15 protein-coding genes are annotated in these 23,660 nt (G+C 65.5%); 12 read left to right on the top strand and 3 right to left on the bottom strand.

The features are described from left to right. Positions 1-319: 319 nt before the first annotated feature. Both XH81_RS00220 and XH81_RS00215 read right to left on the bottom strand, forming a co-directional pair. On the bottom strand, positions 320-745 hold the full coding sequence (locus XH81_RS00220) for a universal stress protein (protein ID WP_026201824.1): 426 nt from the start codon (positions 743-745) through the stop codon (positions 320-322). A gap of 47 nt (positions 746-792) precedes the next feature. Beyond that, positions 793-1,329: a SixA phosphatase family protein gene (locus XH81_RS00215; RefSeq protein WP_028144328.1), complete on the bottom strand. Its 537-nt coding sequence runs from the start codon at positions 1,327-1,329 to the stop codon at positions 793-795. A gap of 91 nt (positions 1,330-1,420) precedes the next feature. Between XH81_RS00215 and XH81_RS00210 the strand changes: the two genes are divergently transcribed. The 9 genes from XH81_RS00210 to XH81_RS00170 all read left to right on the top strand — a co-directional run bounded on the left by XH81_RS00210 (position 1,421) and on the right by XH81_RS00170 (position 15,119). After that, positions 1,421-2,890, top strand: a complete 1,470-nt coding sequence (locus tag XH81_RS00210; protein ID WP_028144329.1) for an NAD(P)/FAD-dependent oxidoreductase — start codon at positions 1,421-1,423, stop codon at positions 2,888-2,890. A gap of 87 nt (positions 2,891-2,977) precedes the next feature. Beyond that, complete coding sequence (gene msrB, locus XH81_RS00205) at positions 2,978-3,490, top strand: peptide-methionine (R)-S-oxide reductase MsrB (RefSeq protein WP_028144330.1); 513 nt, start codon at positions 2,978-2,980, stop codon at positions 3,488-3,490. Positions 3,491-3,799: 309 nt separating this feature from the next. After that, the gene (locus XH81_RS00200) at positions 3,800-6,055 is read left to right on the top strand and encodes a flagellar hook-basal body complex protein (protein WP_028144331.1); all 2,256 of its coding nucleotides are present in this window, start codon (positions 3,800-3,802) and stop codon (positions 6,053-6,055) included. A gap of 34 nt (positions 6,056-6,089) precedes the next feature. Further along, positions 6,090-7,973, top strand: coding sequence for a flagellar hook-associated protein FlgK (gene flgK, locus XH81_RS00195; RefSeq protein WP_028144332.1), 1,884 nt, complete (start codon positions 6,090-6,092; stop codon positions 7,971-7,973). A 21-nt stretch (positions 7,974-7,994) separates the two neighbouring features. Next, entirely contained in the window at positions 7,995-9,875 is a 1,881-nt protein-coding gene (locus tag XH81_RS00190; RefSeq protein WP_028144333.1) for a flagellar protein, read from the top strand. Positions 9,876-9,946: 71 nt separating this feature from the next. Continuing rightward, positions 9,947-10,729 (top strand): hypothetical protein, encoded by a 783-nt coding sequence (locus XH81_RS00185; RefSeq protein ID WP_028144334.1) that lies wholly within the window; start codon positions 9,947-9,949, stop codon positions 10,727-10,729. Beyond that, entirely contained in the window at positions 10,719-12,368 is a 1,650-nt protein-coding gene (locus tag XH81_RS00180; RefSeq protein WP_028144335.1) for a hypothetical protein, read from the top strand. Before XH81_RS00185 ends, XH81_RS00180 begins: the two co-directional genes overlap by 11 nt. A 1-nt stretch (position 12,369) precedes the next feature. Next, entirely contained in the window at positions 12,370-13,623 is a 1,254-nt protein-coding gene (locus tag XH81_RS00175; protein ID WP_028144336.1) for an ATP-grasp domain-containing protein, read from the top strand. Continuing rightward, positions 13,620-15,119: a pyridoxal phosphate-dependent decarboxylase family protein gene (locus XH81_RS00170; RefSeq protein ID WP_028144337.1), complete on the top strand. Its 1,500-nt coding sequence runs from the start codon at positions 13,620-13,622 to the stop codon at positions 15,117-15,119. Before XH81_RS00175 ends, XH81_RS00170 begins: the two co-directional genes overlap by 4 nt. Before the next feature lie 102 nt (positions 15,120-15,221). On the opposite strand, the gene flbT is transcribed toward XH81_RS00170, so the two are convergent. Then, on the bottom strand, positions 15,222-15,659 hold the full coding sequence (gene flbT / locus XH81_RS00165; RefSeq protein ID WP_028144338.1) for a flagellar biosynthesis repressor FlbT: 438 nt from the start codon (positions 15,657-15,659) through the stop codon (positions 15,222-15,224). A 322-nt stretch (positions 15,660-15,981) separates the two neighbouring features. Here flbT and XH81_RS00160 point away from each other — a divergent pair, with 322 nt between their 5' ends. From XH81_RS00160 to XH81_RS00150, 3 genes are all read left to right on the top strand, one after another. Then, the gene (locus XH81_RS00160; protein ID WP_109866597.1) at positions 15,982-18,261 is read left to right on the top strand and encodes a DUF1522 domain-containing protein; all 2,280 of its coding nucleotides are present in this window, start codon (positions 15,982-15,984) and stop codon (positions 18,259-18,261) included. 361 nt (positions 18,262-18,622) lie between these two features. Beyond that, positions 18,623-20,902 (top strand): DUF1522 domain-containing protein, encoded by a 2,280-nt coding sequence (locus tag XH81_RS00155; protein ID WP_095425750.1) that lies wholly within the window; start codon positions 18,623-18,625, stop codon positions 20,900-20,902. Positions 20,903-21,225: 323 nt separating this feature from the next. Next, positions 21,226-23,505, top strand: coding sequence for a DUF1522 domain-containing protein (locus XH81_RS00150; RefSeq protein ID WP_038974412.1), 2,280 nt, complete (start codon positions 21,226-21,228; stop codon positions 23,503-23,505). The last annotated feature ends 155 nt before the right edge of the window (positions 23,506-23,660 follow it).

Below are 23,660 nucleotides of genomic sequence, written 5' to 3'. Positions count from 1 at the left end.
GGTTGTCGCGACACATACGTGATTTCCGAATTTCGGTAAAGTGGAATATTTTGGCCACCGCACGTTGACCGATAGACGGTGTGTTTTGCCCGTCGGGCAACGCAAGGTCTGGTAGCTCGCGTGTCCCGGACGCGCTGCAACGCCCTTCGCGTTGCTGCGCAGAGCCGGGACCTAGCAGGCCACGCAATCCGCCGATGCATGGGCCCCGGCTCTGCAGCGCACCGCTGAAGTAGCGCTGCGCTGCGTCCGGGGCACGAGAGCGGAGTTTCCGACGCACACCAGCATCGTCACACTCGCAATGACGGGAATAGGTCAGAGCCTAGTGCCTCACCACCAGCACCGAGCACTTGGCGTAGCGCACGACGTGTCCGGCGTTGGAGCCGAGGAAGTAGGTGCGCATTGCCGGCCGGTGCGAGGTCATCACGATCAGATCGGCCTTCATGTGCACGGCTTCCTCCAGGATCTCGTGGTAGATGCCGCCCTGGCGCACCACGCTGGAGATGCGGGAAGCCTCGATGCCGGATTCGCGTGCGACGATGGCGAGGGCTTCTTCCGAGGTCTGGCGCTGCTGCTCGTCGAAATCGGCCGGCACGTATTCGGCCAGCATCACCGGCGTCATCGGCAGCACGTTGAGCAGGCGCACCTGGCCGCTCCAGGTCTGCGACAGCGTTGCCGCGGTCGCGATCGCCGGCTTGGCGAGGTCGGTGTCGGCGAGGTCGATGGGCACGAGGATGGACTTGAACATCTGCGCCTCCAAATCTTCCAGTCAGCAACTTTTGCCGGTCGTCGCGATCATCCCGATCGAAGCAGCTTGGGGCTGGTGAACAGCACCAGCTTGCCGCGGCGGTAGGCCACGTCACCCCAATCCTTGACGTCAAAATCGAAGATCGCAAGCCCCGCGGTGGGCAGATTGTCAGCGAGCGCCCTGGCGCCATCAGGATCGCCGCCGCCCATCAGCATCAAGGCGGCCTCGTGCATGCCGGGATTGTGGGCGACCAGCAGCAATTGCTTCGGGTCGGCCGGGGCGGTTGCGGTGCGAATGGACTCCAGGATCTGCGCGGGATCGGCGCCGTAGAGCTCCGGCAGGATCTCGACCTGCGGCGTCGGGACGCGGTCCTTCATCGCCTCCCAGGCGATGTCCCAGGTCTGCCGGGCCCGGACGGCGTGCGACACCAGCACGGTCTCGGGGAAGGGCGGGTGGGCGGCGATCCAGTCGCCGATCCGGGCGGCATCCTTGTGGCCGCGATCATCGAGCCGTCGGTCCTGGTCACGGCCGCTCGGCGCGTCGGTCTCGGTCTTGGCGTGACGCAGCAGCATCAAACGGCGCATGGCATTCTCGAATCGTTACGGTCGCTGATAATGTACAGACGCGGGTGAGGACAAGGTGACAAGCGCCCGCTCAGTCCTCTAAGAAAACGGCATGAGCGAGACTTTCACAAGCGTGTCCCAGGAAGAAGCCGGCTTTCGCGACCGTGTGCGGCTGTCGTTCGATCTCGACGCCGACATCTGCGTCATCGGTGCCGGGCTTGCCGGGCTCTCCATCGCGCTGGAGGCGGCCCGGCTCGGGGCCAGCGTCGCGGTGCTCGAAGGCCGTCATATCGGCTGGAACGCCTCCGGCAACCAGCTCGGCACTGTGCTGCCGGGCTTTGCGCTGCCGCTCACCGACCTGATCGAGCGCATCGGCTTCGAGGACGCGCGTGAATTGTGGACGCTGTCCAAGGAGGGGGCCGAGTTCGTCCGCGCCAACGCCACGGAAGAGAACATGCCGGGGATCGCCCCGAGCAATGGCGTGCTGGAGGTCTCCAACGTCGACGCCGGCGACCGTCTGATCAGCCGGTTGCAGATGCTGAACGAGGATTTCGACACCGAGGTCGAAGGCTGGCAGGTCGATCGCGTCCGCGAGGTGCTCAGGACCGATCGCTATTTCCACGGCGTGTATTATCCCAAAGCGTTCCAGGTCGACGGCCGCAAATATGTGCACGGCCTTGCGGCGCTGGCGCGGCGGGCAGGCGCCCGCATCTTCGAGGACACGCCGGTCGTCAGCATCGATCATTCCGGCATCCGCAAACGCATCGTCACGCCGTCGGCGCGTATGCGCGCGACCCACATCGTGCTTGCCGGCAACATCCATCTCGGCGCGCCCTTGCGGCGCCTGTCGGAGACGCTGCTGCCGGTCTGGCGCTATGCCGGCATCACCGCGCCGCTCGGCGAGCGCGTGCACGAGATCATCGCCTTCAAGGGAGCGGTGATGGATTCCGACGGTGTCGACCATTTCCGCATCGTCGACGGCGACCGGCTGATGTGGGAGAGCCCGGAGACCACCTGGGCCGCGCGTCCGCAGCGCTTTGCAGGCAGCGTCAGGCGGCGGATACGTACGATCTTTCCGGAGCTCGGCAATGTCGAGGTCACTGATATGTTCGGTGGCGCCACCGGCCAGACCGTGCACGGCATGCCGCAGATCGGCCAGTTGCGCAAAGGCCTGTGGGTGGCGAGCGGGTTCGGCCGCCAGGGCATGAACACCTCCGCCATGGCCGGGCAGATGATCGCGCGCAGCATCCTGTGGGGGGATGAGCGCTGGAAGCTGTTCTCGCCGTTCGAGCTGGTCTGGGCGGGCGGCGCCACGGGGCGGGTCGCGGGCCAGCTGGTCGGGATCTGGGGCAGGGCGAGTTCCGCCGCCGCAGGCTCGCTCGCCCGCTACCGCGAGCGTGCCAGGGTCAAGGACAGGGAGCGCGAGGCGCGGCTTGCCGAGGCCAACCGGGCCGCCGGCACTGGTCCGCGCCGCCCACCGTCCGGCGTCAGGCCGCGACCGGCCCCGCCGCCGAAACGCCCGGCCCGGGAGGCAGAGCAGGTTGTGGAACCGGCCTCGCATGATGGCGCCGTCTCCCAATAAGTTGAGAGAAATTCCGCCCGGACGTGTAACTTCGGCCGACAGAAGCCCGTATCTCAGGGCGTGGATTGCCCGCGCACGGAGAATGAGATGTTTGACCGCCGCATCCTGTTGACGACTGCCGCCGGCCTGTTCGGCCTTGGGGCCTTCCGCTGGCTGAGAGCAACGCCCGCCGAGGCTGGCGAGAAAGCCGCGGAAAAGTTCGAGATCACGAAGACGGAGGCTGAATGGCGCGCCCAGCTCACGCCGCAGCAATATGAGATTCTGCGCAACCACGGCACCGAGCGGCCCGGCTCCAGTCCGCTCTTGAAGGAGCACCGCAAGGGGACCTTCGCCTGCGCCGGCTGCGACCTGCCGCTGTTCGCGTCCGAGACCAAGTTCGAGAGCGGTACGGGCTGGCCGAGCTTCTACCAGCCGATCGAGGGCAATGTCGGCAAGACCGAAGACCGGGCCTACGGCATGGTTCGCACCGAGGTGCATTGCCGGCGCTGCGGCGGCCATCTCGGCCACGTCTTCGACGACGGTCCGAAGCCGACCGGATTGCGCTATTGCATCGACGGTTTCGGGCTGGTTTTCCACCCCGCGGCGGCGTCAGCGACGTAGAGTTCACCTTGTCATTCCGGGGCGGTCCGCAGGACCGAGCTATGGTGCGCGCTTGCGCACCTGAGAATCTCGAGGTTCTCAGGTACGCAATTGCGCACCAGAATTCGATGCTGACGCTCGCACCGGAACGACGATGGGTCCCGGCAATTGTTGCCGGTCCCGGCAAATGTGCCCCGGTCATCAGGCCGGGGCTTTTTTGTTAAGTCATTGATTTTCTGAAGATACCCGCATTGGCATAGCCCTTGCGACTGTCTCCTTCGACTGCGGCCATGTCGACCCGCCGCCGAGATCGGATTTGGAGACAAAGTTATGGGTATCTTCGATGCAATGAACACCTCGGTGGGTGGCCTGCAGGCGCAGTCCTACGCGCTGCAGAACATCTCCGGCAACATCGCGAACTCATCCACCACCGGTTACAAGGGCATCGGCACCAGCTTCGTCGATCTCATCCCCGACTCCTCGGTCCCGAGCAAGCAGGTCGCGGGCGGCGTGACGGCCAACGCCAAGGCCACCATCACCACGCAGGGCACGATCTCGGGCTCCACCGTCGCCACCAACATGGCGATCACCGGCGACGGCTTCTTCTCGATCCAGAAGGCGAGCGGCGTCGTCGACAACGTGCCGGTCTTCACCGGCGTCACCTATTACACGCGGCGCGGCGACTTCCAGCTCAATGCCAACGGCAATCTGGTCAACGGCGCCGGTTATTACCTGATGGGCGTCACGGTCGATCCGAAGACCGGTAACCCGACCGGCAGCGTGGCAAACGTGCTGCAATTCCAGAACAACTTCATTCCGGCGCAGGCGACCACCTCGATCCAGTACGCTGCGAACCTGCCGACCCAGCCGAACACGGTGGCGAAAACGACCGCGTCGAGCGGCACGCTGCTGGCGGCCGGCGGGCTGAACCCGTCCGATTTCGCAGCCAACCCGCTGCCGGTCGGCACACCTCCCGCGCCCTATGCCAACGCATTGGTGTCCGGCGCGGCTGCAACCGGCAACGTCCGTTCGGCCTACTCGTCGACGACGGGCACGGGCACGGTCGCACTCCAGAACAATTCGTCGGCGGTGGCCTCGACCACCACATCGCTCGATAACGCGGTCGGCACGCATCTCGCCTCCAGCATCCTCACCGCCTTGAGCGGCCAGACGCTGACCATCAATGGCAACACCATCACGTTCAACGGCGGCACGACGGTCTCGACCGTCGGCAACAACACCACGATCGGTCTCGGCGCGGGCACCACGGCGACGGTCGCGGACATCCTGAACGGGATCCAGACTGCGGGCGGCGCCGGCGTCACGGCCTCGCTCTCCGCCAGCGGCAACATCGTGATCTCCAGCGGCACCGGCACCGACGTGGCGGTCGGCAGCGGTACGGCCGCCACCGCGCTCGGCATCAGCAGCGTAACCCGCGGCGGCAACGTGCTGTCCTCGCCCGCGATCTCGGGTGCAACGGTGCTGAGCGGCAGCGCGACCGCCGGTGGCGCCCAGGTGCTCTCGTCCGGCTTCGCCGCCGGCGATACCATCACCGTCAACGGCCAGACACTGACTTTCGTCTCGCCGCCTACGGTTCCCAGCGCCGCTCAGATCCTCACCACCGACAATGTCACGACTCTGCTCGGCAAGATCGACGCGCTCTCCGGCGCCTCGGGATCGTCGGTCAGCAGCGGCGGCGTCATCACGCTGAACACCGGCACCGTCTCCAACCTCTCGGTGTCCAGCTCCAACAGCGCTGCCTTCTCGGCGCTCGGCTTCACCTCGACCATCACCAAGAACCGCGACGGCGGCGGCACCGCCGGCACCGGTGGCGTGATCGGCAACGACATCGCGACCTTCACCAAGGAATCGATCAGCGGCGGCGCGGTGACAGCCTACAACGCCGCCGGCACGCCGGTGAACCTGCAATTGCGTTGGGCCAAGACCGACAGCGCCTCGCTGGGCGCGGGTCATTCGGATAGCTGGAACCTGTTCTACCAGACCGATCCGAACGCCACCGGCACGACCGTCGGCTGGGTCAATACCGGCCAGACGTTCACCTTTGCCAGCGACGGCTCGCTGACCTCGCCGAGCGGCTCGGGCATCACCATCAACAATGTCAGCGTCAGCGGTCAGTCGCTCGGCTCGGTCGCCTTCAACATCTCCTCGGGCGGACTGACGCAATATGCCAGCACCAGCGGCGCGGTGACCATCAACACCATCACGCAGAATGGCTATGCCGCCGGTCAGCTTCGCTCGGTCGCCGTCAACAACAACGGCATCGTGGTCGGCACCTTCTCCAACGGCCAGAACCTCAACCTCGCTCAGGTTCAGCTGTCGCACTTCAACGGCACCAATTATCTGAAGGCGATGGACGGCGGTGCCTATGCCGCGACCGAGCAGTCGGGTGACGCGATCGACGGCGCTTCGGGCACCATTAGCGGCTCGTCGCTGGAGGGATCCAACACCGACATCGCCGACGAATTCACCAAGCTGATCGTGACCCAGCAGGCCTATTCGGCCAACACCAAGGTGATCACGACTGCGAATTCGATGGTGCAGGACCTCTTGAACGTGTTGCGCTGATCGGCGCGTAACGTAACCAAAGGCGGCAAGTAACATGGGTTTGAGTTCAGCCCTCGCCAGTGCGATGAGCGGTCTGCGTGCCAACCAGGCCGCGCTCTCGATCGTTTCCTCGAACGTCGCCAATGCGCAGACGCCGGGTTACGTCGTCCAGACCCCGAACCAGATCGAGGTCACCACCGGCGATTTCGGCTCGACGGCGATGACGACCGGCGTCAGCCGGGAGCTCGACACCTATGTGCTGAACCAGCTGCGCACCGAGACCGGCGGCAGCGGCTACGCCGATCAGATGGCCAACATCCTGAAGCAGCTTCAGAATGTCTATGGCACGCCGGGCAACAGCGGCACGCTCGAAACCGCGCTGAACAAGTTCACCACGGCGCTGCAGGCGCTGTCGACCAGCTCGGGCGCCTCATCGGCGCAAACCGTGGCGCTCGGTGCGGCGCAGGCGCTGGCCACGCAGCTCAACGTCACCACCAAGGGCATCCAGTCGCTGCGCTCCAATGTCGAGCAGGATCTCGGCAACTCGGCGCAAGCGGCCAACGTCGCCATGCAGCAGATCGCCGACATCAACACCAAGCTGCAGGGCCTGTCGGCCAACGATCCCTCGGCCGCGACGCTGATGGACCAGCGCGACCAGGCCATCAACACGCTGTCGAAATATGTCGACGTCCGCGTCACCACCGACGGTTCGAACCAGGCCAACATCTACACCACGACGGGCATCCAGCTCGTCGGCGCCGGGCTCGCCTCGCAATTCACCTTTGCTTCCGCCGGCGCGCTGTCGGCGACCTCGCTCTACAACATCGATCCGGCCAAGTCCGGCGTCGGCGCGCTCAACATCGTGCTGCCGAACGGCTCGAAGGTCGACGTGGTCGCCAACAACGTGGTCTCCTCGGGCCAGATCGCAGCCGATCTGAAGCTGCGCGACGAGACGCTGGTGCAGGCGCAGAACCAGATCGACCAGCTCGCTGCCACGATGTCGAGCGCGCTGTCGGACAAGACCACCGCCGGCACCACGGTGTCGGGCCCGCCGGCCGGCTTCGACATCGACCTTGCCGGGGCGCTGCCGGGCAACACCGCCACCTTCACCTACACCGATACGGCGACCAACACGAAGCGCCAGGTCACCCTTGTCAACGTCACCGATCCGGCGGCGCTGCCGCTGCAGAACGCCACCAACGCCAATCCGATGCAGATCGGCGTGAACTTCTCCGGCGGCATGGGCGCGATCGCTTCGGCGCTCAACACGGCGCTCCCCACCTCGCATTTGACGTTCTCCGCCGCGCTGCCGCCGGCGAGCGCCACGACGCTGCGGATCACGGACGACAACAGCGGCCTTGCCAAGGTCAGTTCGTCCTCGATCACCAAGACGATCTCGTCGCTGACCTCGGGCAATCCACAACTGCCGCTGTTCACCGACGGCGGACAGGCGCTCTACACCGGCGCGATCACCGCCTCGGGCTCGCAGATGACCGGCCTTGCCGGACGCATCGCCGTGAACACGCAGCTGGTCAACGACCCGACCAGGATGTCGGTGTACAACACCTCGCCGGTGACGCCTTCGGGTGACACCGCGCGTTCGGACTATCTCTACTCGCAGCTCACCTCGGCGGTGTTCTCCTATTCGCCAACGAGCGGTCTCGGCTCGGCGAGCCAGCCCTTCACCGGCAGCGTTTCGAATTATCTGCAGCAGTTCCTGAGCGTCCAGGCCAATTCCGCGACCCAGGCCACCCAGCTCCAGCAGGGCCAGAGCGTCGTGGTCTCGACGCTCCAGGCCAAGTTCGACTCGACCTCCAAGGTCAATCTGGACTCGGAGATGTCGAACCTGATCCAGCTGCAGAATGCCTATGCCGCCAACGCCCACGTCATGTCGGTGGTGCAGAGCATGATGAATACGTTGCTCCAGGCTCAAGTGTAACAAGTAACAGGGCTCTGAAACATGTCGATCAGCAGCATCAACTACTCTTCGTCGATTCTCGGCTCGCAGATCCGCAACATCAATCAGCAGCTCACCGACCTGTCGACGCAGCTCTCGACCGGCAAGCTGTCGCAGAACTATTCCGGGATGGGCACCAACGAGGGCTTTGCGATCGCCGGGCGCGCGCAGCTCTCCAACATCGCCGCCTATACCGACACGATCACCAACGTCAATGTCAGCATCAACCTCGCCAACACCGCGCTGCAGTCGCTGACCAAGATCCGCAGCACGGTGCAGACGGGCGCGGCCAACACCGCGCAGGATCTCAACGTCAACGGCCAGACCATCGCGCAGAACACCGCCGCCGCCCAGTTCGGCTCGATGGTCGGCGTGCTCAACACGCAGACGGGCAACCGCTATCTGTTCTCGGGGACCGCCGTCAGCACGCAGTCGGTCGCGGATGCCGGCGACATCATCAACGGCACCACGACGCAGGCGGGGTTCAAGACCGTGATGGCGGAGCGCCAGGCCGCCGACCTCGGCGACGGGATGGGTCGTCTGGTGCAGTCGACGCTGCCGTCGGGCGCGATACAGGTGTCCGAGGACGTTGCCGGTTCGCCGTTCGGTCTGAAGGTCGCGGCGGTCTCCTCGACACTGACGGGCGCCACCATCACCGGTCCGAGCGGCTCGCCGGTGTCGTTCTCGGTCAATCTCAACGGCCTCAATCCGAACAACGGCGACAAGCTCAGCGTTCAGTTCACCTTGCCGGACGGCTCGACCGAGCAGATCGACCTGACCGCCTCGACGGCTACGCCGACCCCGGTGGGCAGCTTCGCGATCGACGCAAGCACCCCCGTCAACCCGGCCAACACCGCGACGAATCTCAACACGGCGCTGAACACCGCGATCAAGAAGCTCGCGGGCACCTCGCTGGTGGCGGCATCCGCGGTCACGGCGGGCGACAATTTCTTCAACACCGCCAGCTCTGCGATCGGCACGCCCAAGACCAGCCAGGCGGGCCCACTCGTACCGATCAGCGGAGCGACGGCGCTGTCCGGTGCGAGCCCCACGGACTCGATCTCGCCGGGTTTCGTCGCCGGCGACACCATCACCGTCAACGGCACCACGCTGACCTTCGTGGCCTCGGGCGCGACCGGCAACCAGCTCAACGTCGGCGACAGCGTCCAGACGCTGATGAGCAAGATCGACGCGATCACGGGGACGTCGAAGCCGTCGACAATCCATGGCGGTTCGATCACGATCAACACGGACGATGCGGCGAGCCTGAACATCACGAGCTCGAATACCGGCGCGCTCGGTTCGCTCGGTTTCAGCGCGACGCCGGTGACCGCGACGCAGCCGCCGCTGCGCGTCGGCTCCTCGCCCGCGAGCTCGGCGACGACGCTGGTCAACGGCTCGGCCAACACCGTGAAGTGGTACACCGGCAATGACGGGCCCGGCCCGGCGCGCTCCACCGCGATGGCGCGGGTCGACGATTCCGTCACGGTGCAGTACGGCGCCCAGGCGAACGAGGACGCGATCCGCCGGCAGCTGCAGGCAATCGCGGTGTTCGGGACCTTCTCGACCTCGCCGACCGGGCAGTATTCGGGCGGGCAGGTCGCCGCGCTGAGCCTGCGCACCACCCAGGCGCTGACCCAGCAGCCCGGCCAGCAGCGCATCGAGGACATCCAGACCGACATCGCGATGGCCCAGAACACGATGAAGGACGCGAGCACGCGCCAGACCCAGGCCAAGGCGCAGCTCCAGACCATCATCGACCAGGCGGAATCGGCCTCGCCGGACGAGGTCGCGAGCCAGCTGCTGGCGCTGCAGAACGCGCTCCAGGCGTCCTACCAGGTGACCTCGAACCTCGCGCAGCTGTCGCTCGTCAAGTTCCTGTAAGGATGCGTTAAGGCGCCGTTAACCATGCCTCTTTACCTCTTGGTGAGGATTGGAGCGGGGCGGAGCTGCCGATGTCGGACAGGATGCAATTGGTAGTGGCAACGCCGTGCTTCGGCGGGCAGGTGTCGAGCATCTATGCGAGCTCGATCTTCGCGCTGCAGCGGGCCGTGCACGGCATGTCCAATCTCGAGCTCAAGGTGCTGCTGCGCGACGGCGATGCGCTGATCACCCGCGCGCGGGCCAATCTGGTCGCGATGTTCCTGGACGATCCCAGGGCGACGCATTTCCTGTTCATCGATGCCGATATCGGCTTCAAGCCGGAGCAGGTGTTCAGGCTGATCGAATGCGGCGCGGACGTCGTCGCCGGCTGCTATCCGATCAAGCGGGTCAATTGGGATAAGGCAAAGCGTGCGATTGACGCCGGCCGCACCGACGTGCCGGCCGCCTCGCTCGATTACGTGCTCGAGATCGAGGACCCCGATCGCATCGTCGTGGTCAACGGCTTCACCCGGGTGCGTTATGCGGGCACCGGCTTCCTGATGATCCGGCGCCAGGCGCTGGAGGCGATGTGCCGCCATCCGGACTATGCGGCCTTGCAGTTCTTCCGCGAGCATTCGCACGATACGCTGGCGGCGAGCCAGAACCGTTTCGCGCTGTTCGAATGCATGATCGATCCGGCGACCGGCACGTATCTTTCCGAGGACTTCGCCTTCTGCAAGCGCTGGACCGATATCGGCGGCGAGATCTGGGCCGATATCCAGAGCTCGCTCGATCACGTCGGGCCGTCGGTATTCCACGGCGACATCGCCTCGCAATTCGCGCCGGCGCCCGCGGCGGCGGCCGATGCGGCGTGAGCCTTCCGGGATGAGCGCCGGCGCATCCCGTCTGTCAGGTCAGGAGCGCGCCCCCGACGGCGGCTCGCGTTATCGCCTGCGCGATCTCTTCACGCCACTGGACACGCTGCTCGTCTCCGGCGGTGATCCGCGGCTGGCGCTCGACGCCAGCGATCGCGTCAACGGCTATGGCTGCGCGGCTTCGCCGGAGCCGGAGATCTGGAATTTCGCCTCCTCGACCGCATCGACGATCTCGCAAATGGCCTACGACCGTGCCGCGCTGGCGCGCGAAGAGCTGATGCACAAGTGCCTGTTCGACGAGGTCGAGGTCGCCTTCGACGCGCGCTGCGAGGACATGCGGGACGAGCTGCGCGGCCATCTCCAGCTCTCGCCGCGCGTCGACGTCGTGTTCTCGCCCTCCGGCACCGACTCCCAGCTCCACGCCCTGTTCCTGGCGCGCGCGGTGCTCGGCGCGCCGCCGGTGACGATCGTGGTCGGCGCCGACCAGACCGGAAGCGGGACGATCCACACCGCCCGCGGGCACCATTTCAGCTCCATGACGGCGAGCGGCCTCGCGGTTCGCAAGGACGGTGCGGTTGCGGGGCTCGCCGGCGCCAGTCTCGCATTGCCGCTGCTCGGGACCGCGCCGGGGATTGCGATGCGCGCGGACGCGGATGCCGCGGTGCTGCATGCGATCGAGGCCACGATCGCGCAAGGCGCGCCCGTGCTGCTCCACATCATGGACGCATCGAAGCTCGGCTGGCGCGCACCGAGCGCGGCCTGTCTCGACGAGATGGCGCGCCGCTGGCCGCGCAAGGTCCAGATCGTCGTTGACGCCTGCCAGGCCCGGCTCGGCCGCCGCCGGCTGCGCTCTTATCTCGACCGCGGCTATATGGTGCTGATGACAGGCTCGAAATTCTTCGGTGGGCCCGCCTTCAGCGGCGCGGTGCTGGTGCCGAAGGGCCTTTCGCGGTCGCTCGACCGGGTCGAGGGGATTGCGCCTGGTATCTTCGACTATGCCGGCCGTTGCGATTGGCCGGTGGCCTGGACGGCGCTGCGTTCGCGCTTCGAACGCCGTCCGAATTTCGGTCAATGGCTGCGCTGGGAAGCGGCGCTGGCCGAGATCGGCCGCTACTACGCCGTATCAGGGGCTTTCCGCGCCGAGATGCTCGCCGAGCTCGCCGCCGGCATCGACAGCATGATCGCGCTGTCGCCCTCGCTTCGCCCCGTCCCATCCGCGATCGGGACCGCCGGCGTGGATGATGAGGAATTTGCACAAACCACGATCTTTCCGTTCATCCTGCTGCGCGACGGCAAGCCGGTCTCGATCGCCGAGACCGCGGCCGTTCATCGGGCGCTGGCGCGTGACATGAACGAGGCGATCGGCGGCAGTGCGGCGGACCGGCAGGTCGCCGTGCAGCGCTGCCTGATCGGCCAGCCGGTCCGGCTGGAGCGGCAGGACGAGGCACCGCAGGCCGTGCTGCGCCTCTGCGTCGGCGCACGGCTCGTGACCGAGGCCTGGTCGCCCGACGTCGCGCAGGCGCAACGCAACGTGCAGCAGATTCTCGATCGCATCGCCCATGTCCTGGTAAAGATCGAGCTACTGCTCGACCGTGGCGCGGTTGCGGCCGTGCCGGTAAACTCCGCGTTCGAGGTGTGAGATGCAGCATCCGGTTTCCGCGCCGCTTCGCATGATGGCGGCGAACTACGCCGATCGCATCGGCTTTGCGCAGCTGACGCGCCAGGCCTTCGAAGGCGTCGACCTGCATCCGTTGCGCGACCAGCTGCTGGCGCGGATCGCGGCGGGGACCGCACTGGCGGGCGAAGGGCTGGATCTGTCGTTGATCACCCAGCTTCTCGGTGACAAGGATCAGGGGCTTGCGATCCAGTCGGAGGTGCTGAGCTTCCACCAATTGTTTCGCACGCCGGGCGCTGCTCCGAAGCCGGGCTTGCGCGTGCTCGCGCTGGCAGCCGACATCGACATGGGCGGCAACACGCCGATCGATTTTCTGCTCGAAGGCTCCGACATCGAGCTGTTGACGCTCTACGTGGTCAAGGGCGTCGGTCTGCCGGAGAAATTGCCCGAGCACGACGTCGCCATCGTGGTCGCCTCCGATTCCGAGGAGTGCCGAGAGGCGCTCGCCTCGATCGAGAAGGCCGCGCCGCACTGGCCGCGGCCGCTGCTCAATCGTCCCGATCGCATCGGCAATCTCGATCGCGACAAGCTGCATCGGCTGCTGGCCGGCGTGCCGGGTCTCGACATTCCCGCGACCATCCACGCGACGCGCGCGCAATTGTCCGAGCTTTCGCGAGGGCAGATCGCCTGCCGGGACATCGCGGCCGAACTGCGCTTTCCGATGATCGCGCGGCCGCGCGGATCGCATGCCGGCGTCGGACTCGCGAAGCTCCACGATGCGGCCGCGCTCGCAGCCTACCTTGCCGAGCGTGATGAGCAGGATTTCTTCGTCGCGCGCTTCGTCGACTATGTGAATCCCGACGGGCTCTACCGCAAATATCGTCTCGCGATGGTCGACGGCAAACCCTACGCCTGCCACATGGCGATCGCCGACCGCTGGGACATCTGGTATCTCAACGCCTACATGGCGTTCAGCGAGGAGAAGCGGGCAGAAGAAGCGATCTTCATGCGCGACTTCGATCACGCCTTCGCCGCGCGCCACGGACGCGCGCTCGACGAGATGAGCAGGCGTGTCGGCCTCGATTATTTCATCGTCGATTGCGCCGAGAACCAGGACGGCGAGCTCCTGGTGTTCGAGGCCGACAACACCGCCGTCGTGCACAACATGGATTCGCCGGTCGTGTTTCCCTACAAGCCGCCACAGATGCGAAAGATCTTTGCGGCGTTCTCGGCGATGCTGTCGCGGCATGCAGGAGCCGGCGAGGGGAGTGCAGCATGAACGAGATCATCCGCAACGCGCAAAGCTCCGTCGCGCACGCCTCGCTCGACCCGCAGAACTGGAGCGAATTTCGCGCGCTCGCCCATCGCATGCTCGACGATGCGATCGACGGCATCGCCAACGTTCGGGCGCGTCCGGTCTGGCAGCCGATTCCCGATGCGACCCGCGCGGCCTTCAAGGCCGACGTGCCGCGCGAGGCGAGCGACCTCGCCGAGGTCTACCGCGAATTCGCCGATCACGTCGCGCCGTATGCGATCGGCAACGTCCATCCCGGCTTCATGGGCTGGGTGCATGGCGGCGGCACCGCGGTCGGCATGATCGCGGACATGCTCGCAGCCGGCCTCAACGCCAATCTCGGCGGACGCGACCACATGCCGATCGAGGTCGAGCGCCAGATCGTCGACTGGATGCGCCGCCTGTTCGCGTTTCCGGACAGTGCGAGCGGCATCTTCGTCACGGGCACGTCGATGGCCAATCTGATGGCGGTGCTGGTGGCGCGTAACGCTGCGCTCGGCACGCTGGCGCGGCAATACGGCATCGGCAATGACGGCACGCTGCTGACGGCCTATACGTCGCAGGCCGCGCATGGCTGCGTCTCCAGGGCGATGGACATCGCCGGGCTCGGCACCGACGCGCTGCGCAAGATCGGCGTCGATGCCGATCATCGCATCGACGTAGCCGCGCTGCGCGCGCAGATCACAATCGATCGTGAGGTCGGTTTCACGCCGTTCCTGGTCGTTGCCTCTGCCGGCACCGTCGACATCGGCGCGATCGACGACCTCAAGGCGATCGCGGAGCTGTGCCGCGAGGAGGGAATCTGGTTTCACGTCGACGGCGCTTTCGGCGCGCTCGCGATCTTCTCGCCCGAGCTCGCGCCGCTGCTCGGCGGCATCGAGCTCGCAGATTCCATTGCACTCGACTTTCACAAATGGGGGCAGGTGCCCTACGACGCTGGCTTCCTGCTGGTGCGCGACGGCGAGCTGCATCGGCAGGCCTTCGCGCAGCCCGCGGCCTATCTGCGCCGCGAGGCGAGGGGGCTTGCGGCGGGCGCGGTCTGGCCCTGCGATCTCGGCCCAGATCTGTCGCGCGGCTTCCGTGCGCTGAAGACGTGGTTCACGCTGAAGACATTCGGCACCGATCGGCTGGGTGCGACGATCACGAGAAGCTGCGCGCTGGCGAAATATCTGGAGGCCCGCGTAATGGCTGAACCGCGGCTGGAATTGCTGGCGCAGGTCAACCTCAATATCGTCTGCTTCCGCTATCGTGCCGATGATGCGGTCAATCGCGAGATTGTCGCCGACATCCAGGAGTCCGGAATAGCAGCTCCCTCGAGCACGACGCTGGGCGGCAGGTTTGCGATCCGCGCCGCGATCGTCAATCACCGCACCGAGGAGGCGGACATCGATGCGCTGGTCGCGGCTGTGCTGGAGTTCGGCGGCCGGCGGTGCGGCGACGGGATGATCGAGGTCGAGGCACCGCCGCTCGCGGCGCAATAGCACTGGTGCATGGCTGAAACGACAACGGCCCCGGAGACGATCCGGGGCCGTTGTCGTTTGCGGACTGGGTCGTTCGCGTGGCGGCCGCGCGAACGCGCGCGGTCAGGCGGCGGAGCTCACGTCCTTGGCCGCTTCCGTCTGGGGATGGGTGGCCTCGAATTGGCTCCGCAGCTTCTCTTCATAGGCGATCAGCTTGCGGGCATCCTTCAGCGCCCGGTAGAGGTCGCCGTTCAGGATGTTGTTGTTGATGCCCTCGATGATCGGCCAGGCGCTCGGCACCGCGGTGACGATATCGCGCACCAGGTTGAAATAGGTGCCGTGCTGGCTCTGCGGATCCGGCGAGATGTACATGAGCTGGACCGCCAGATAGACGAGCTTCGCCGGCGAATCCGCGGTCTCCGGCGTGAGGATGTCGCGCTCGCGCAGGATCGGCACGTTGTCGCCGTCGATCAGGAGGCGCGCGCGCTGGTCCGTGTTGGTAATCACGCAGTTGCCGACGATGATGCGTTCGTGCGGTCTGAGCTCGACCTTGAGGGCCATTGCCTGTTCTCCATCAACGCTTTCGTAACCGAGCGCTCGTTGCGGCCTATTAAGACGTGATTCTCGCTCGGAATTAGTTAACGACCTGTAAATTCCCGCCGTTCACGCGGGAAACCGCAATATTTTCAAGGTGGTACCCTTGCGGCTGCGCGGCGATCTTGCGCGGCGTCCCCGGCCGAATCACGCGAAACCCGGCAAAGGCACGGATTTCATTTCATGTTTCGTTAGAGGTCTCGGCGCCACGGTCCGCCGGTCGCTGGGTCACTCTCGATCCAAGCAGACGAGTAACAGTTGCGTCGTTTACCAGAAAGGTAACAGAGTTATGTCAGGCATCGTCCTCTCCGCGTCGGTTCGCCAGAACCTCCTCTCCCTCCAGTCCACTGCTGATCTTCTCGCCACCACGCAGAACCGTCTGTCGACCGGCAAGAGTGTCAATTCGGCCCTGGACAATCCCACCAACTTCTTCACCGCCCAGTCGCTCGACAACCGCGCCAGCGACATCAACAATCTGCTCGATGGCATCGCCAACGGCGTGCAGGTGCTGCAGGCTGCCAACACTGGCATCACCTCGCTGCAGAAGCTGATCGACTCTGCGAAGTCGATCGCCAACCAGGCGCTGCAGACCACGGTCGGCTACTCCACCAAGTCGAACGTCTCCGCCACCATCGCCGGTGCGACGGCGGCCGACCTGCGCGGCACGACGAGCTTCGCCAGCGCGACCGCAAGCAGCAACGTTGTGTTTAGCGGCGCGGCCGGCGGCACCACGGCGGCGAGCGGCACCACGACCCTCGGCGCCACCATCGGTTCCTTCACGGGCACTGCGGGCACGGCCGGCGACGGCACCACGGCCCTGACCGGCGCCATCACCCTGATCGCGACCAACGGCACCACCGCCACCGGCCTGGCCAGCAACGCCCAGCCCGCCGACGGCGACACGCTGACCGTGAACGGCAAGACCATCACCTTCCGCTCGGGCTCTGCTCCGGCCTCGACTGGCGTTGCGTCCGGCTCGGGCGTCAGCGGCAACCTCGTCACCGACGGCAGCGGCAACACCACTGTCTACCTCGGCACGGCGGGCACGCCGGCTGCGACCGTCAGCGATCTGTTGACCGCGGTCGATCTGGCCAGCGGCGTCAAGACGGCATCCATCACCGCGGGTGCTGCGACGCTCGCCACCAGCTTCAACCAGACCGCTTCGAGCGTTGGTGCGGGCGCCGTCACGCTGAAGAGCTCGACGGGTGCGGATCTGAGCGTCACCGGCAAGGCTGACCTGCTCAAGTCTCTCGGCCTGACCTCGTCTGTGGGCGGCGGCAACGCCACCGTGAGCGTCAACCGGACCACGAGCTCGGGCTCGCTCGGTGCGACGATCACGGACGGCTCGACGCTGAACGTCGACGGTCACGTCATCACCTTCAAGAACGCGCCGATCCCGGGTTCGACCGGTGCTCCGAGCGTTCCGAGCGGGTATGGTGCGAACGGCAACGTTCTCACTGACGGCGCCGGCAACTCGACGGTCTATCTGCAGGGCGGCACGATCAACGACGTCTTGAAGGCGATCGACCTTGCCACCGGCGTGCAGACCGCGACGGTCAATGCCAACGGCACCGCGACGCTTGCGACCGCCACCGGCCAGACCAACTCGTCGATCAACGCCTCCGGCCAGCTCAAGCTCTCCACCGGCGTCAATGCTGACCTGTCCGTCACCGGCACCGGCAACGCGCTGAACGCGCTCGGCCTCGCCGGCAACACCGGGACTGCGACCGCCTTCACCGCGGCCCGCACCTCGGGCGTCGGCGGCATCAGCGGCAAGACCTTGACCTTCTCGTCCTTCAACGGCGGCACGGCGGTCAACGTCACCTTCGGCGACGGCACCAACGGCACGGTCAAGACGCTCGATCAGCTCAACACGAAGCTTCAGGCCAACAACCTGACGGCGACGATCGACGCCAACGGCCTGCTGACGGTCTCGACCACCAACGACTATGCGTCCTCGACCATCGGTTCGAGCGCCGCGGGTGGTGCGATCGGCGGCACGCTGACCTCGTCGCTGACGTTCTCGACGGCTTCCACCCCCGTCCAGGATACGGTTGCGCAGACCTCGCGCGCCAATCTGGTGTCTCAGTACAACAACATCCTGAACCAGATCGACACCACCTCGCAGGACTCCTCGTTCAACGGCGTCAACCTGTTGAACGGCGACCAGCTCAAGCTGGTGTTCGACGAGACCGGCAAGTCGAACCTCAGCATCACCGGCGTGACCTACAACTCCAAGGGTCTGGGTCTTGCCGCGTTGACCAGCGGTGTCGACTTCATCGACAACTCCGCGACCAACAAGGTGCTGTCGAACCTGAACGCCGCGTCGAGCACGCTGCGCTCGGAAGCCTCGAGCCTCGGTTCGAACCTCTCGGTGGTGCAGGTTCGTCAGGACTTCAACAAGAGCCTGATCAACGTGCTGCAGACCGGTTCGTCCAACCTCACGCTGGCCGACACCAACACCGAGGCGGCCAACAGCCAGGCGCTGTCGACCCGCCAGTCGATCGCGGTCTCCGCGCTGTCGCTGGCCAACCAGTCGCAGCAGAGCGTGCTGCAGCTGCTCCGCTAACAAGCGGACGACATCGCAAGCAAGATCCGGCGGCGGGGCTTCGGCCCCGCCGCTTTCTTTTTGGGTCGGCATCAGAACGCCGCTTGGCAAGTCGGGACGATGCGTTCGAGTCCAGCGAATTGCTCACTCTGAGTTATGGTTGACAAGTGGCAAACGCGTCGCCGCTGCACCAAAAAGCATCATGTGATCATGATGATACGACGAAGCGCGGTCCGGCTCCGATCGCGCACATGGTGAATCCGCGGAAGGACTGGAGCGACACGCTTCATGCTTTGTTAGCCGTCTGCGTTCACCGTCCCGGCATCGATTAATCCTAATCGAAGTTTGTTTGTTGCGTTGCGTACCAGAAGGGTAACACTCAATGTCCGGTATCGTCCTCTCTTCGTCGGTTCGTCAGAACCTGCTCTCCCTCCAGTCCACCGCTGATCTTCTCGCCACCACGCAGAGCCGTCTGTCGACCGGCAAGAGCGTCAACTCGGCCCTGGACAATCCCACCAACTTCTTCACCGCACAGTCGCTCGACAACCGCGCCAGCGACATCAACAATCTGCTCGACGGCATCGCCAACGGTGTGCAAGTGCTGCAGGCTGCCAACACCGGCATCACCTCGCTGCAGAAGCTGATCGACAGCGCCAAGTCGATCGCCAATCAGGCGCTGCAGACCACGGTCGGCTACTCCACCAAGTCCAATGTCTCCACCAGCATCTCGGGCGCAACGGCGGCCGACCTGCGTGGCACGACTTCGTTCGCCAGCGCGACGGCGAGCAGCAACGTGGTGTATAACGGCGCGGCGGGCGGCACCACGGCGGCGAGCGGCACCACGACCCTCGGCGCCACCATCGGTTCCTTCACGGGCACTGCGGGCACGGCCGGCGACGGCACCACGGCCCTGACCGGCGCCATCACCCTGATCGCCACCAACGGCACGACCGCCACCGGCCTGGCCAGCAACGCCCAGCCCGCCGACGGCGACACGCTGACCGTGAACGGCAAGACCATCACCTTCCGCTCCGGCTCTGCTCCGGCCTCGACTGGCGTTGCGTCCGGCTCGGGCGTCAGCGGCAACCTCGTCACCGACGGCAGCGGCAACACCACTGTCTATCTCGGCACGGCGGGCACGCCGGCTGCGACCGTCAGCGATCTGTTGACCGCGGTCGATCTGGCCAGCGGCGTCAAGACGGCATCCATCACCGCGGGTGCTGCGACGCTCGCCACCAGCTTCAACCAGACCGCTTCGAGCGTTGGTGCCGGCGCCGTCACGCTGAAGAGCTCGACGGGTGCGGATCTGAGCGTCACCGGCAAGGCCGACCTGCTCAAGTCTCTCGGCCTGACCACGTCTGTGGGCGGCGGCAACGCCACCGTGAGCGTCAACCGGACCACGAGCTCGGGCTCGCTCGGTGCGACGATCGCGGACGGTTCGACGCTGAACGTCGACGGTCACGTCATCACCTTCAAGAACGCGCCGATCCCGGGTTCGACCGGTGCTCCGAGCGTTCCGAGCGGGTATGGTGCGAACGGCAACGTTCTCACTGACGGCGCCGGCAACTCGACGGTCTATCTGCAGGGCGGCACGATCAACGACGTGCTGAAGGCGATCGACCTTGCCACCGGCGTGCAGACCGCGACGGTCAATGCCAACGGCACCGCGACGCTTGCGACCGCCACCGGCCAGTCGAACTCGTTGATCAATGCTTCGGGTCAGCTCAAGATCTCGACCGGTGTCAATGCCGATCTGTCGATCACCGGCACCGGCAACGCGTTAAATGCGCTTGGCTTCGCCGGCAACACCGGGACCTCGACCGCCTTCACCGCGGCGCGCACCTCGGGCGTCGGCGGCATCACCGGCAAGACCTTGACCTTCTCGTCCTTCAACGGCGGCACGGCGGTCAGCGCCACCTTCGGCGACGGCACCAACGGCACGGTCAAGACGCTCGATCAGCTCAACACGAAGCTTCAGGCCAACAACCTGACGGCGACGATCGACGCCAACGGCCTGCTGACGGTCTCGACCACCAACGACTACGCGTCCTCGACCATCGGTTCGAACGCCGCGGGTGGTGCGATCGGCGGCACGCTGACCACGGCGCTGACGTTCTCGACGGCTTCCAGCCCCGTCCAGGATACGGTTGCGCAGACCTCGCGTGCGAATCTCGTCAACCAGTACAACAACATCCTCCAGCAGATCGATTCGACTGCTCAGGACTCCTCGTTCAACGGTGTCAACCTCTTGAACGGCGACCAGCTCAAGCTGGTGTTCGACGAGACCGCCAAGTCGAGCCTGAGCATCACGGGCGTGACCTACAACTCCAAGGGTCTGGGCCTCGCTGCGTTGACCAGCGGTGTCGACTTCATCGACAACGCTGCCACCAACAAGGTGCTCACGAACCTGAACTCCGCCTCGAGCACGCTCCGTTCGGAAGCCTCGGCTCTGGGCTCGAACCTGACCATCGTGCAGGTTCGTCAGGACTTCAACAAGAACCTGATCAACGTGCTGCAGACCGGTTCGTCCAACCTCACGCTGGCCGACACCAACGTCGAGGCGGCCAACAGCCAGGCGCTGTCGACCCGCCAGTCGATCGCGGTCTCCGCGCTGTCGCTGGCCAACCAGTCGCAGCAGAGCGTGCTGCAGCTGCTCCGCTAACAAGCGGACGACATCGCAAGACGTTAGGGCGGCGGGGCCTCGGCCCCGCCGCTTTTTTGTTGATCGCCCGAGGTTTTGAGAGGGCAGATGACGCTCCGAAAAGTAACCAGCGGTTATGGTTAATGGAGCGTAAGCGCAAAGAATTGCCAATGATTTCAGGCTGATTGCCATCTCGCTCCGCGCATCCCGCCCGCTCATGGTGAACCGGCGCTTACGCAGGCGATGCTCGTTTCACCCTTTGTTAGCCATGTCGCGGCACGCTGGCCCCGTCACTCGATCCGAAGCGATCGAACGAAGACGCGTAAGCCAGAAGGGTAAGAGTCATGTCAGGTATTGTTCTCTCTGCGTCGGTTCGTCAGAACCTCCTCTCTCTCCAGTCCACCGCCGACCTCCTCGCCACCACACAGAACCGTCTGTCGACCGGCAAGAGCGTCAATTCGGCCCTGGACAATCCCACCAACTTCTTCACGGCACAGTCGCTCGACAACCGCGCCAGCGACATCAACAATCTGCTCGACGGCATCGCCAACGGCGTGCAGGTGCTTCAGGCCGCCAACACCGGCCTGACCTCGCTGCAGAAGCTGATCGACAGCGCCAAGTCGATCGCCAATCAGGCGCTGCAGACCACGGTCGGCTACTCCACCAAGTCCAACGTCTCCACCACGATCGCCGGCGCGACGGCGGCCGACCTGCGCGGCACGACGAGCTTCGCCAGCGCGACCGCGAGCAGCAACGTGCTGTATAACGGCACGGCCGGCGGCACCACGGCGGCGAACGGCACCACGACCCTCGGCGCCACCATCGGCACCTTCACGGGCACTGCGGGAACGGCCGGCGACGGCACCACGGCCCTGACCGGCGCCATCACCCTGATCGCCACCAACGGCACGACCGCCACCGGCCTGCTCGGCAACGCCCAGCCCGCCGACGGCGACACGCTGACCGTGAACGGCAAGACCATCACCTTCCGCTCCGGCTCTGCTCCGGCGTCGACTGGCGTTCCGTCCGGCTCGGGCGTCAGCGGCAACCTCGTCACCGACGGCAACGGCAACACCACGGTCTATCTCGGCACGGCGGGCACGCCGGCTGCGACCGTCAGCGATCTGTTGACCGCGGTCGATCTGGCCAGCGGCGTCAAGACGGCATCCATCACCGCGGGTGCTGCGACGCTCGCCACCAGCTTCAACCAGACCGCTTCGAGCGTTGGTGCCGGCGCCGTCACGCTGAAGAGCTCGACGGGCGCGGATCTGAGCGTCACCGGCAAGGCCGACCTGCTCAAGTCTCTCGGCCTGACCACATCTTCGGGTGCAGGCAATGCCAGCTTGAACGTCAACCGGACTACGACCGCGGGCTCGCTGGGTGCGACCATCGCGGATGGTTCGACGCTGAACGTCGACGGCCACGTCATCATCTTCAAGAACGCGCCGACCCCGGGCACGACCGGAGCTCCGAGCGTTCCGAGCGGGTATGGTGCGAACGGCAACGTCGTCACGGACGGCAACGGCAACTCGACGGTCTATCTGCAGGGCGGTACGGTCAATGACGTGCTGAAGGCGATCGACCTTGCCACAGGCGTGCAGACCGCGACGATCAACGCCAGCGGCGTCGCGGCGCTTTCGACCGCCACCGGCCAGTCGAACTCGACGATCAACACGTCCGGCCAGCTCAAGATCTCGACCGGCATCAACGCCGACCTGTCGATCACCGGCACCGGCAACGCGCTGAACGTGTTCGGCCTCGCCGGCAACACCGGAAACGCAACGGCCTTCTCCGCCGCCCGCACCTCCGGTATCGGCGGCCTCAGCGGCAAGACCTTGACCTTCTCCTCCTTCAATGGTGGCACGGCGGTCAACGTCACCTTCGGCGACGGTACCAACGGCACGGTCAAGACGCTCGATCAGCTCAACACGAAGCTTCAGGCCAACAACCTCGCGGCGACGATCGACGCCAACGGCCTGCTGACGATCACGGCGTCCAATGACTACGCCTCATCCACGCTCGGCTCCACGGCCGCCGGCGGTGCGATCGGCGGCACGCTCACTTCAGCGCTGACGTTCTCGACGGCTTCCACCCCCGTGCAGGATGCGGTCGCACAGACGGCGCGTGCCAATCTGGTGTCTCAGTACAACAACATCCTGAACCAGATCGACACGACCTCGCAGGACTCCTCGTTCAACGGCGTCAACCTCCTGAACGGCGACCAGCTCAAGCTGGTGTTCGACGAGACCGGCAAGTCGAGCCTGAACATCACCGGCGTGACCTACAACTCCAAGGGTCTGGGCCTCGCCGCGCTGACCGTCGGTGTCGACTTCATCGACAACGCGGCGTCCAACCGGGTGCTGACCAATCTGAACGCGGCGTCGAGCACGCTGCGCTCGGAAGCCTCGAGCCTCGGTTCGAACCTCTCGGTCGTGCAGATCCGTCAGGACTTCAACAAGAACCTGATCAACGTGCTGCAGACCGGCTCGTCCAACCTGACCCTGGCCGACACCAACGTCGAGGCGGCCAACAGCCAGGCGCTGTCGACCCGCCAGTCCATCGCGGTCTCCGCGCTGTCGCTGGCCAACACCTCGCAGCAGAGCGTGCTCCAGCTGCTTCGCTAATAAGCGACTGAAATCACTAAGTAAATTGGGCGGCGGGGCTATCTGTCCCGCCGCTCTTTTTTGCGTCCGGAGACGGGCAGGGGCGTTCATCGGCCATTAACCCTATCCCTTAAACCGGCGTTAACCATACTTTAAAGGAGACCCCCTAAGACTGG

The sequence above is a fragment of the Bradyrhizobium sp. CCBAU 25360 genome (genome assembly GCF_028128695.1).
Taxonomy (GTDB): domain Bacteria; phylum Pseudomonadota; class Alphaproteobacteria; order Rhizobiales; family Xanthobacteraceae; genus Bradyrhizobium; species Bradyrhizobium ottawaense.
This window is presented reverse-complemented; position numbering and strand designations above follow the sequence as displayed.